Origin of the sequence: Micromonospora sp. HNM0581 (assembly GCF_012726175.1) — a bacterium.
Classification (GTDB): domain Bacteria; phylum Actinomycetota; class Actinomycetes; order Mycobacteriales; family Micromonosporaceae; genus Micromonospora.
Window position 1 is genome coordinate 50835 of the sequence record NZ_JAASAD010000017.1, and the last position, 11656, is coordinate 62490.

At 69.5% G+C, this 11656-nt stretch carries 8 protein-coding genes and 1 pseudogene; 4 read left to right on the forward strand and 5 right to left on the reverse strand.

The window, feature by feature from the left end; translation table 11 throughout:
* Positions 1–54: 54 nt before the first annotated feature.
* From HCA58_RS18950 to HCA58_RS18970, 5 genes and pseudogenes are all read right to left on the reverse strand, one after another.
* Positions 55–1488 carry a GH1 family beta-glucosidase gene (locus tag HCA58_RS18950; protein ID WP_169599170.1) on the reverse strand — a complete coding sequence of 478 codons (1434 nt, stop codon included), beginning with the start codon at positions 1486–1488 and terminating at the stop codon, positions 55–57.
* Complete coding sequence (locus HCA58_RS18955; RefSeq protein ID WP_169599171.1) at positions 1485–2327, reverse strand: carbohydrate ABC transporter permease; 843 nt, start codon at positions 2325–2327, stop codon at positions 1485–1487. Before HCA58_RS18955 ends, HCA58_RS18950 begins: the two co-directional genes overlap by 4 nt.
* Before the next feature lie 10 nt (positions 2328–2337).
* Positions 2338–3303, reverse strand: coding sequence for a sugar ABC transporter permease (locus tag HCA58_RS18960; protein ID WP_169599172.1), 966 nt, complete (start codon positions 3301–3303; stop codon positions 2338–2340).
* 111 nt (positions 3304–3414) lie between these two features.
* On the reverse strand, positions 3415–4704 hold the full coding sequence (locus tag HCA58_RS18965; RefSeq protein WP_169599173.1) for an extracellular solute-binding protein: 1290 nt from the start codon (positions 4702–4704) through the stop codon (positions 3415–3417).
* Between the two features lie 303 nt (positions 4705–5007).
* Positions 5008–5118, reverse strand: a pseudogene (locus HCA58_RS18970) (plasmid pRiA4b ORF-3 family protein); the annotation flags it as partial.
* A gap of 151 nt (positions 5119–5269) precedes the next feature.
* Here HCA58_RS18970 and HCA58_RS18975 point away from each other — a divergent pair.
* The 4 genes from HCA58_RS18975 to HCA58_RS18990 all read left to right on the forward strand — a co-directional run bounded on the left by HCA58_RS18975 (position 5270) and on the right by HCA58_RS18990 (position 11651).
* Positions 5270–6061 (forward strand): pyrimidine reductase family protein, encoded by a 792-nt coding sequence (locus tag HCA58_RS18975; protein ID WP_169599174.1) that lies wholly within the window; start codon positions 5270–5272, stop codon positions 6059–6061.
* 140 nt (positions 6062–6201) lie between these two features.
* Positions 6202–7953: an ATP-binding protein gene (locus HCA58_RS18980; RefSeq protein WP_169599175.1), complete on the forward strand. Its 1752-nt coding sequence runs from the start codon at positions 6202–6204 to the stop codon at positions 7951–7953.
* 75 nt (positions 7954–8028) lie between these two features.
* Positions 8029–9177 carry an exonuclease SbcCD subunit D gene (locus HCA58_RS18985; RefSeq protein WP_169599176.1) on the forward strand — a complete coding sequence of 383 codons (1149 nt, stop codon included), beginning with the start codon at positions 8029–8031 and terminating at the stop codon, positions 9175–9177.
* Positions 9177–11651, forward strand: coding sequence for an SMC family ATPase (locus HCA58_RS18990; RefSeq protein WP_169599177.1), 2475 nt, complete (start codon positions 9177–9179; stop codon positions 11649–11651). The genes HCA58_RS18985 and HCA58_RS18990 overlap by 1 nt, the downstream gene beginning before the upstream one ends.
* Positions 11652–11656 lie beyond the last annotated feature (5 nt).

Below are 11656 nucleotides of genomic sequence, written 5' to 3' on the forward strand. Positions count from 1 at the left end.
GGCACCTTCGTTGGCGTCGGTGCCGGGCCGCCCGCTACTGGGCTGGCCGTCGCCCTATTGTGCGGCCAGACCGTTGCGTCGGATCACCTCCGCGTACCACCTGGCGCTGGACTTGGGAATGCGGGTCTGCTTGTCGTAGTCGACGTAGATCATGCCGAACCGCTTGGTGTAGCCCCAGGCCCATTCGAAATTATCCATTAGCGACCAGGCGAAGTATCCGCGCAGGGGCACTCCCGCGCTGATCGCCTCGTGGCAGGCGCGCAGGTGCGCGTCGAAGTAGGCCAGCCGGTCGACATCGTCGACCCGACCGTCGACGACCTCGTCGACGAAGGCCGAACCGTTCTCGGTGACGTAGAGCGGAAGATCCGTGTACTCCTCGTGTACCCGGCGCAGGGTCTCCACCAGCCCTGGGGCGTCGATCTCCCAATCCATGTCGGTGACCGGTACCCCCCGGGTGACGAACCGGACATCCTCGCTGCCCGGCCAGCAGGACGGCGCCCGCCAGTAGGCCTCCGGCTGCTCACCGGGGATCGGCGCGGCCACCACGTGCCGGCTGTAGTAGTTGATCCCCACCACGTCCAGCGGGGTGGCGATGGTGGCCAGGTCACCGTCGTGGACGTGCGCGAAGTCGGTCACCTGCGTCAGATCGGCCACCAGGTCGTCGGGGTAGGCACCGCGTAGGAGCGGGTCGAGGAAGAACCGGTTGGCCAGCCCGTCGATCCGCCGGGCTGCGTCGACGTCATCCGGCGCGTCGCTGGCCGGGGTCACCGGATACAGGTTGACGGTTACGCCGAGCTGCGCCTGCGGCACCGCCGTGCGCAGCGCCTGCACGGCGAGGCCGTGCCCAAGCATCAGATGGTGCCCGGCGCGGACCGCGGCGGCACCGTCGGATCGGCCCGGAGCGTGCACCCCCGAGCCGTAGCCGAGGAAGGCCGAGCACCACGGCTCATTGAGCGTCGTCCAGTACTTGACCCGGTCACCCAACGCGTCGGCCATGAGCAAGGCGTAGTCGGCGAATCGCGCAGCGGTGTCCCGGGCCGGCCAGCCACCGGCGTCCTCCAGTTCCTGAGGCAGGTCCCAGTGGTAGAGGGTGAGCCAGGGCACGATCCCGTTGGCAAGCAGATCGTCGACCAGCCGCTGGTAGAAGTCGAGCCCTTCGGCGTTCGCCGGACCCGACCCGCCGGGCTGCACCCGGGGCCAGGACACCGAGAACCGGTACGACTTCAATCCCAGCTCGGCCATCAGCCGTACGTCGTCGCCGAGCCGGTGGTAGTGGTCGCAGGCGACGTCGCCGGTGTGCCCGGCGACCGTGCGGCCCTCGGTGTGGCTGAACGTGTCCCAGATCGACGCGGTCCGGCCGCCCTCGTTCGCCGCACCCTCGATCTGGTAGGCGGCGGTCGCCGCGCCCCAGAGGAAGTTGGGCGGGAAGGCGAGCGGCGCACGCTCGTCGAGGACGCCGACGGCGGGCGGGTTGGCGGGGTTGCTCACGACTTGACTGCACCTTCCATGATCCCGCCGATGATCTGGCGGCCGAAGATAAGAAAGACGAGCACCAGCGGGATGGTGCCAACCGCCGTGGCGGCGAAGACCTGGGAATAGTCCGTGTAATAGGCGTACGACAGGAAGGAGAGTGAGACCTGGAGGGTCGGGTTCTCCGGGGAGAGGATCGCGTACGGCCAGAGGAACGAGTTCCAGGTCTCCATGAAGGTGAGCAGACCGAGCACGCCGGCTGCCGGGCGCAGCGCGGGCAGCACGATGTTCCAGTAGATCCGGAACGTGCTGGCGCCGTCGACCCGACCGGCCTCGATCAGCTCGTCGGAGATCGCCTGGCTGGCGTACTGCCGCATCATGAACACGCCGAAGGCGCTGACCAGGAACGGCACGGTCACCGCGTAGAGCGTGTCGTACCACTGGAGTTCCTGCATCATGCCCCAAAGCGGGATGATGCCCATCTGGGTGGGGATCATCATGGTGACGATGATCCCCAGCAGTAGCACGTTGCTGCCCCGGAAGCGCAGCTTGGCGAAGGCGAAGCCGGCGAGCGAGCCGGTGATCACCACGGACACGGTGACCACCGTGGACACGATGATCGAGTTCATCAGGCCCTTGAGGAAGTTGGCCGCGTCATTCTCGAGCACCCGCCCGAAGTTGTCACCGAACGCGCCGCCCGGGGTGATCGGCGGCGGCACGTCGTTGATGGAGTCCAGGCTGCGGGTGCCGATCACCACCATGTAGTAGAACGGGTAGATCGACAGCAGCGCCGCCAGAACGAGCGCCACGTAGGTCAACGGACTGGTGCGCCACAGGCGCTGGGAAGCCGAGATCATCGATCTCTCCTCACTTGGCCGTGCGGCGGATGAGTACGAAGTTGAACAGCGACACCAGCACGATGATCATGAAGATCGCCCAGGCGACGGCGGCGCCGTAGCCAGCGGTGTTCAGGTTCTCGATGCCCTTCTCGTACATGTACATGGCAAGCGTCTGGAACTGCCGCTGGTCACCACCGATGATGTTGCCGTTGCCGAAGAGCAGCGGCTCGGTGAACAGCTGCATGCCGCCGATCGTGGAGAGGATCACCACGAAGATGAAGGTGGGCTTGAGCATCGGCAGGGTGATCTGCCAGAACTGCCGCCACTGGCTCGCACCGTCGATCGCGGCAGCCTCGTACAGGTCCTTCGGGATGGCCTGCATGCCGGCGAGCAGGATCAAGGTGTTGTATCCGGTCCAGCGCCAGTTGACCATCGAGGCGATGGCGGTCCAGGAGCTCCAACGCTGCCCGTCCCAGTCGACCTGCTCGACGCCGACGAAGCTGAGCAGCCAGTTGAACAGGCCGAACTCCCGCTGGAACAGCATGCCGAAGACGATCGCCACGGCGGCCACCGACACCACGTTCGGTACGAAGATCGCCATCCGGAAGAAGGTCTTGGCGCGCAGGAACGTCCGGTTGAGCAGATTCGCCAGGAACAGCGCCATCAGCAACTGCGGGATGGTCGACAGGGCGAAGATGCCGAACGTGTTGAACAGCGCGTTCCAGAAGTAGTCGTCGGTGACCAGCTCGGTGTAGTTGTCGAACCCGATGAAGGTGTGGTCGCCGATCATGTCCCAGTCGTGCAGCGACATCCAGGCGGTGCGCAGCATCGGGTACAGCCCGAAAGCGCCGAAGATCAAGAAGAACGGCGCGATGTAGAGGTACGGCGAGTACTTCAGATCCAGGCGGTTGAAGAGGTAGCCCCGGCGACGTCGGGGCGGCGCGTCGTCCGGTGGCGCTGGCGACGGTGCCGCCGTGGTAGCAGACAGGCTCATGCGAAGTTTCCTTTATCAACGAGGCCCGGGGGGCCCTCGCGCAGCACACTGCGCGGTGGGGACCGACCGGTGGCGTTCGAGCGAACCCGAACGCCACCGGAAGGCAATCACTTAGAAGGCACCCTGAGTCTGCGCGTCCTTCGTGAACTGCTCCCAGGCCTTGTCCTTGCTGGCCTGCCCGTTCTCGAACGCCCGCAGCGCCGGCTCCAGCGCGTTCTCCTTCACCGCCTGGTGCTTCGGGCCCAGGTGGATCGGCTCGATCTGGGCGACACTCTCACCGAAGATCTTTCCGGTCGGCGCGTTGCTGAAGTACTCGTTGGTGTAGTTGAGGAAGGCCTCGTTCTGCAGCGCCTCCAGGTTGGTCGGCAGCGGGCCCTTCGCCTTGAACGCCTCGACCTGGCTGGTGGCGTTGGTCAGGAACTGGGCCAGCTTCGCCGCCTCCTCGGGGTACTTGCTCTGCTCCGGCACGGACAGCCACGAACCGCCCCAGTTACCGCCACCGCCCGGCACGGCTGCGACGTCCCACTTGCCCTTGTTGGCCTCGCCGGAGTTCTCCTGCACGATGCCGAGCATCCAGGACGGGCAGAAGGTCGCCGCGAAGGTGCCCTGCTTGAAGCCACCCGACCACTCCGGCGACCAGGTCTGCGCCTTGGCGGAGATGTCCGCCATCGAGGTGGCGATCTCCCAGGCGCTCTTCACCGCAGGGCTGGTGTCCGCGATGATGTTGTTCTCCTTGTCGTAGAACAGATCACTGCCCTGCTGGAACAGCACACCGTTGGAGACAGCGGTGACCGAGTCGATGAACGCCTTGCCGGTGGCTTCCTTGTAGGTCTTGCCAGCCTGGTGGAAGCCGTTCCAGTCAGGCCAGAGCGCCGCCACCTGGTCACGCTCGGTGGGTAGCCCGGCCGCCTGGAACAGGTCCTTGCGGTAGCAGACCGCAAGGCTGCCGACGTCGGTCGGCAGACCGATCAGCCGACCGTCGGGCGCCTTGCCCAGCTCCCACTTCCAGGGCAGGTAGTCGTCGGCGATGTCGGACGACACCAGCGGAGTCATGTCGGCCCAGTTACGCGGGTTGGCCTTGAACTCGTTGAGGATGCCCTCTTCGAGGGCCGTCACGTCGGCCGCACCCTTGCCGGTGGCGAGGTAACGGACCAGCTTGGGACGGTACTCGCTGAGCTGCGCGGTCTTGCGCAGCTCGACCTTGATGCCGGTTTCCTGCTCGTACTGCTTGACGAGCTCGTCGTAGCCCATTTCGCCGAAGGTGTCGACCACCAGCTTCGTGGGCTTCCCGCCCTCGGCCGGTGCGTCGTCGTCATTGCCGCAGGCCGCGAGACCGCCGACAGCGGTGATCGCGGCCAGGGTGGCTGCCGCCATGCGGGAACGCCGCGTGGTGAGGCTCATCCTGACCCCTCTTTCAATGGTGAGGCTGCTGATTGTGGTGGGGGGTGCCGCAGCGCCTGCCGACCCGACTCAGTGAGCCGAGATCGACGTCCAAGGCGCGCTGTGTGATCCACGCCTCCTGGGAACGCTCCCATGAGATTGCCGGCAGGTGTCGGGAGTGTCAATAGTCCAGTGGGAGCGATCCCAGATCGTTACCACGCAGCTTGTCTGACCTGCCAGACAGCCAGGTAAACCCGTCGATCCGTGGCTCTGGACAGGGCCCGTCGAACCGCGGCGTCAGCAGAGCCGGCGTAACAGTGTGTCCACCCGGTGAACCCGATCCAGGGTGTAGCCGCCGGGGACCAGCACCCGGCGCCAGATCACCGGACGCACTCCGGACAGGAACCTCCTCAGCTGGAAGATCTGACGCGGCACAGGTGTCCCACCCTCCCTCGGCATAAGCTGCGAGCATGATCTGCCGAGCGTGCCGGGCGCGGCGGCACGACGACTGCCCGGGCCGGAACTGGTGCGACTGCCAGCACCGCACCCCCCGCCCCACCCCTCCCGTCACCGGTCCCGCCGGCACATGAACGACCCGGCACCAATTTCCGCCTTCTGGCCGACGCCGTCGGCGGAGCCGCTCGACGACGCCGCCCTCGCTGCCGGCTACGGCCGGACCGACCGACCGCACCTGCGCATGAACTTCGTGACGAGCATCGATGGTGCGGTCAGCGTCGACGGGTACTCGGCCGGGCTCTCCGGCGCGTCGGACAAGCGGGTGTTCAGCGTACTGAGGATGCTCTGCGACGCCCTGCTGGTCGCGGGCGGAACGCTGCGCCACGAGGGCTACCGGGCGGTCCGCCTCGACGGGCCACGCCGCGCCTGGCGTCGACACCACGGCCTGCCCGAGTTCCCCACTCTCGTCGTGGTCTCCGGATCCCTCGACCTCGACCCGAACCAGGCCGCCCTCGCCGACGCGCCGGTACGCCCGATCGTGCTCACCCACGCCGCCGCCACCGCCCCTGCCGGCCTCACCGACGTGGCCGACGTCGTCCGCTGCGGCGCGGAGCGGGTCGACCTCACCGCCGCGCTGCGGACACTGCACGACCGTGGGCTGGACCAGGTGCTCTGCGAGGGCGGGCCGCAGCTGTTCGGCGCGCTGACCGCCGCCGACCTGGTGGACGAGGTCTGCCTGACCGTCGCCCCCCTGCTCGCCGGTGCCGGTCCCGGCCGGATCGTCGCCGGTGACACCAGCGTCATCCGACACCTACCGTTGCGGCAGGTGCTCGTCGCCACCGACGGCGTGCTGATGCTCCGCTACGCCCGCGAACCCCGCCCCCTACCCCAGCCCGATGTGTCCGGCACCCCGACGCGGTGACGGTACGGCACTGACGCCACACCTCGACCCGCCCGCCACGACGTGGTCTGTGCCGCGTCGCGTGGCGACCTGTCGTACATCTCGGGCAGGATGCAGGGCGTGTGTGCCGACCTCGCCCCCCGACCCCGAGGAGTTGCCCGATGATCGACGAGGGGTTCGACGGCCCGGGCGAGGGGGTGGGCCGGGTGCTGGGCACCGCCGACGCCACTCCCCTGCAGTTCTGGACGGCGGTCGCCCCGGGCAGCTACCTCCAGCTCGACGATGTCGTGGTGACCCGGCGTGAGCTGCCCGAGCGGGAGCCGGTCACCATTGCCGGGGTGGTCACCCAGGTCCGGGCGCGGCACGAGGGCGCCCAGTTCGACTCCGACGTCTTCGCCATCGCCGACGGCACCCTGCCGGCGCAGGTACAGGAGGCCGCCGAGATCACCACCACCCGGGTCGATCCCGAGTTGTACGTTCCGCCGCAGCCGGGTGCGGTGGTGCACCGGGCCGAGGGCGACGCCCGCGCCCGGGCGCTGCACTTCGACCGGATGGAACGGCGGATCCCGATGGGCACCGGCCGCGACGGCGTCCCGGTCTACCTCAACGCCGACTTCCTCGACGGCACCCGGGGCGCCCACGTGTCGATCTCCGGCATTTCCGGTGTGGCCACCAAGACCAGCTTCGCCACCTTCCTGCTCTACTCGGTGTTCCGCTCCGGTCAGCTCGGCGGCGACGCGGTGAACGCCAAGGCGCTGATCTTCAACGTCAAGGGCGAGGATCTGCTCTTCCTCGACCACCCGAACGCTCGACTCGACGATCCGACCCGGGCCGCGTACGCCCGGCTCGGGCTCGGCGCGGACGCCTTTCCCGACGTGCGGGTCTACGCGCCGCCCCGGGTCGGTGACTCCGCCGGCACGCCGGACGTGAGCAGTCGACTCACCGGGGTGGACAGCTTCTACTGGACGCTCACCGAGTTCTGCGCCGACCGGCTCCTGCCGTACGTCTTCGCCGATGCCGACGACGAACGTCAGCAGTACACGATGGTGGTCCACTCGGTCGCCGCCCACCTGGCCCGTTACGCCCAGCCCGCCGACGGCGGGGTCAGCATCGACGGGGTCCGGCTGGGCAGCTACGGCGACCTGGTCGACCACGTCGTCGAGCAGCTCAGCGACGACGAGACACGCGGCGCCTGGGCGGGCAGCGCGGTCGGCCTGGGCACGGTGAACGCGTTCGCCCGTCGACTCATCGGCAGCAAGAAGGACCTGTCCCGACTCATCCGCGGCGACCTGGCCACCCGCCGACCGCACTCGATCAACACCGCCGAGTCCGCTCAGGTCACCGTGGTCGACCTGCACAACCTGCCCGACCGGGCGCAACGCTTCGTCGTCGGTGTGACGCTCAAGAGCGAGTTCGAGCGCAAGGAGAAGGCCGGCACCGCCAAACCGCTGCTGTTCGTGGTGCTCGACGAACTGAACAAGTACGCCCCCCGGGAGGGATCCTCCCCGATCAAGGAGGTGCTGCTCGACATCGCCGAGCGGGGCCGTTCGCTCGGGGTGATCCTGATCGGTGCGCAGCAGACCGCCAGTGAGGTGGAACGACGCATCGTCACCAACTCGGCCGTCCGGGTGGTGGGCCGGCTGGATCCGGCTGAGGCGTCCCGGCCGGAGTACGGTTTCCTCCCTGCGGCGCAGCGGCAACGCGCGCTGCTGGCCAAGCCGGGCACGATGTTCGTCAACCAGCCGGACATCCCGGTGCCGCTCTGTCTGGAGTTCCCCTTCCCCGCCTGGGCGACGCGGGTGTCCGAGGCGGGGGCGGCACCGTCGCAAACCCTACGGTCGATCACCCAGTCCGCCGATCCGTTCGCGGTGGTCGGTTCCGGCGGCGGCACCGACGACGACATCCCGTTCTAGACCTCGGCCGGTTCCGATGAGAGTGCGGAGTGCAGCGCAGCGGAGCCACGCGGTCACACACGAAAGGTGGGCACAGTGAAGATCCTGCACACCTCCGACTGGCACGTGGGCAAGGTCCTCAAGGGGCAGTCGCGGGCCGAGGAACACAAACAGGTGCTGGCCGGGGTCATCGAGATCGCCCAACTGGAACGACCCGACCTTGTCGTCATCGCCGGTGACCTCTACGACACGGCAGCGCCGACACCGGAGGCGACCCGACTGGTGACCCGGGCGTTGACCGCGCTGCGCCGCACCGGCGCGGACGTGGTGGCGATCGGCGGCAACCACGACAACGGTCCCGCACTGGACGCGTTGCGCCCGTGGGCCGAGGCAGCCGGCATCACCCTGCGCGGCGGGGTACGGGAAGATCCCGCCGAACACGTCATCGACGGCACCACCGCCACCGGGGAACGCTGGCGGCTGGCCGCGTTGCCGTTCCTGTCCCAGCGGTACGCGATTCGCGCCGTGGAGATGTACGAGCTGACCGCAGCCGAGACCACCCAGACGTACGCCGACCATCTGGGCCGCATCCTGGCCCGGCTGACCGAGGGTTTCGACGAGCCGGACCGGGTGCACCTGGTCACCGCCCACCTCACCGTGGTCGGCGCGGCCACCGGCGGCGGTGAGCGGGACGCGCACACCATCATGGGGTACGCGGTGCCCGCCTCCGTCTTTCCCGGCACCGCGCACTACGTGGCGCTCGGGCACCTGCACCGCGCCCAGCGGGTGGCGGGGCCGTGCCCGATCCGCTACAGCGGTGCCCCGCTCGCGGTCGACTTCGGTGAGCAGGAGAACGTCCCGGCGGTGACCCTGGTGGAAGTCACCGCGACGACGGCGGCGCGGATCCGCGAGGAGCCGGTGACCGCGGCGACCTCGCTACGCACCGTGCGTGGCACCCTCGCGCAGCTCGCCGCGATCACCCCGCCCGAGGGCTGGCTGCGGGTGTATGTGCGGGAACAGCCCCGTGCCGGCCTGCGGGAGGAGGTCCAGCAGTTGCTACCCGGGGCACTGGAGATCCGGATCGACCCGGAGCTGGTGCCGGCACCCGGCACCGGCACCCGGGTGGCCCAAAGGTCCGGTCGTTCGCCCGGCCAGTTGTTCGCCGACTACCTGGACAGCCGGGGCCACGCCGACGAGGGTGTTCGTGAACTCTTCGACGAATTGATCGAGGAGGTCGATCACTGATGCGGCCGATGCGGCTGGACCTCGCCGGGTTCACGGTCTTCCGGGACGCCACCACCATCGACTTCACCGATGCCGACTTCTTCGCCCTGGTCGGGCCGACCGGTTCGGGCAAGTCGACGGTGCTCGACGCGATCTGCTTCGCGCTGTACGGCACGGTGCCACGCTGGGGCGGCACCCGAGGGCTGGGTAACGCACTCGCACCGTCGACCACGGAGGCGCGGGTACGGCTGGTGTTCGAGTCCGGCGGTGCCCGCTACGTCGCCACCAGGGTGGTGCGTCGCGACAGCCGGGGCAACGTCAAGACCGCCGGGGCTGGCCTGCAGCTGATGCCGGAGGGGTTCGACGTCACCAAACTCGACACTGGACTCAGTCCGGAGGACCTCGGCGAGGTGGTCGCTGGCACGCCTGCCGAAATGGACGCGGCCGTGCTGGCGGCGGTCGGGTTGCCGTACGAGCAGTTCACCAGCTGCGTGGTGCTGCCGCAGGGCCAGTTCGCCGACTTTCTGCACGCCCGTCCGGCCACCCGGCAGCAGATTCTGGTCAACCTGCTCGGTCTCGGCGTGTACGAGCAGGTCCAGCAGCGGGCTACCGCCCGGGCCGGGCAGGCGGAGGCGAAGCTGGAGACGGTCGATCAGCTGCTCGCCGGGCTGACCGACGTCGACGACGACGCGCTGGAGCGGGCCGCCGCTCAGGCCGACCGGATGCGGCAGCTGGCCGGGTCGGTGGCTACCGCCATACCACGGCTGGAGGCGGCACGCGCGACGGTGCGGGACGCCAACGCGGCACTGGCCACCCTCGACGCCGAACTGACCATGCTGGAGGAGGTACGGGCACCGGACGGGGTGGCCGAGGTGGCGCGGGCGGTCACTGCGGCACGGGCCGAGTCCGACATGGCGGCCACCGCGGTGGCGCTGGCCGAGGAGCGGGAGGAGAAGTTGCGCGGCGAGTTGACCGCCGCCGGCGACGAGAGTGCCCTGCGGATGCTGCTGGGGGCCTACGCCGACCGGGAGCAGCTGTCCGCCCAGGTGGATCAGGTTCGGGCCGGGATGGCGACGGCCGACGTGGAGCACGACGCCGCGGTCTTGGCACTCACCGGGGCGCAGGCGGCTGCCGAACGCGCCGAGGCGGAGCTGGCGGCGGCGTTCCAGGCACACGAGGAGGCGAAGACCGCCGATCAGGCGTCGGCGTTGCGGGCTCACCTCAACGACGGGGACGCCTGCCCGGTGTGCGAGCAACCGGTGGCCCGGGTGCCGACGGTACCGGCCGGCTCGGCGGTGGCGAGGGCGGTGGCGGCCGGCAAGGCGGCCCGGGTGGCGAGTGAGTCGGCCAGGAAGGCCGTCGCCGAGCGGGACGCCACCGCTCGCGACCTGGAACGGGTGTTGCTGCGCGCCCGTACCGAACATGACGGGCTGCGGGCCCGGCTCGCGGAGCTGGACGAACGGCTCACCGGTGCGGCCACCGCAGCGACGCTACGGACCCGGCTGGCGGAGCTGGCCCGGCTGCGGCGGGGGCTCGACGAGGCGACCTCCGCGGTACGCGCCGGCCGGGAGGCCGCCCGGCAGGCCCGGGCAGCGGTGGAAGTGGCCCAGGAGCGGCTACGGGCGGCGTGGCGACGCTTCGACGGCGCCCGCGACGCGGTGGCCCGTTTCGCGCCGCCGACCGCCGACCGTGACGATGTCGCCGCCGCGTGGACCACGTTGGCTGATTGGGCACGGGAACAGGCGCGGGAGCGCCGGTCGCAGCGGGACGGGCTGGCCGCAGCGGTGGTCGAGGCCGAAACGGCGGCCGGCGCGGCGACCGACCTCATCGCCGGCATCTTCGCCGACGTCGGGCTACCTACCCCTGATGATCCGGTCCGGGCCGCCACCGTCGCCGTGGAGCGGGCCGAGGCCGAGCTGCGCCGGCTCACCGAGCGGCGGGAGCAGGCCGTGGCGCTGCGCGAGCAGCGGGCCGGACACGAACGCGAGGCGCAGGTGGCCCGGGCGTTGGCGGGGCACCTGCGAGCCAACAACTTCGAACGCTGGCTGCTGGCCGAGGCGCTGGATCTGCTCGTCGACGGCGCGTCGGGAATTCTGCGGGAACTTTCCGGCGGCCAGTACGACCTGGTCCACGACAAGGGTGAGTTCTTCGTTGTCGACCATCACGACGCCGGGCTTCGTCGCGGAGTGCGGACGCTGTCCGGCGGTGAGACGTTCCAGGCGTCGCTGGCATTGGCGCTGGCGTTGTCCGAACAGTTGGCCGGGATGTCCACCACCGCCGCCAGCCTGGAGTCGATCGTGTTGGACGAGGGTTTCGGCACCCTCGACGCGGCCACCCTCGACACGGTGGCCGCGACTCTGGAGAACCTCGCCGCCCGGGGTGACCGGATGGTCGGCGTCGTCACCCACGTGCCGGCGCTTGCCGAGCGCATCCCGGTCCGCTTCGAGGTGCACAAGGACGCCCGCTCGGCCCGGGTGGAACGGACCGGCCGGTGATGTGG

Coding starts and splice junctions, on each gene's coding strand:
- HCA58_RS18960 (WP_169599172.1), bottom strand. CDS start 3,303: ATGAGCCTGTCTGCTACCACGGCGGCACCGTCGCCAGCGCCACCGGAC.
- HCA58_RS18955 (WP_169599171.1), bottom strand. CDS start 2,327: ATGATCTCGGCTTCCCAGCGCCTGTGGCGCACCAGTCCGTTGACCTAC.
- HCA58_RS18965 (WP_169599173.1), bottom strand. CDS start 4,704: ATGAGCCTCACCACGCGGCGTTCCCGCATGGCGGCAGCCACCCTGGCC.
- HCA58_RS18990 (WP_169599177.1), top strand. CDS start 9,177: ATGCGGCCGATGCGGCTGGACCTCGCCGGGTTCACGGTCTTCCGGGAC.
- HCA58_RS18980 (WP_169599175.1), top strand. CDS start 6,202: ATGATCGACGAGGGGTTCGACGGCCCGGGCGAGGGGGTGGGCCGGGTG.
- HCA58_RS18975 (WP_169599174.1), top strand. CDS start 5,270: ATGAACGACCCGGCACCAATTTCCGCCTTCTGGCCGACGCCGTCGGCG.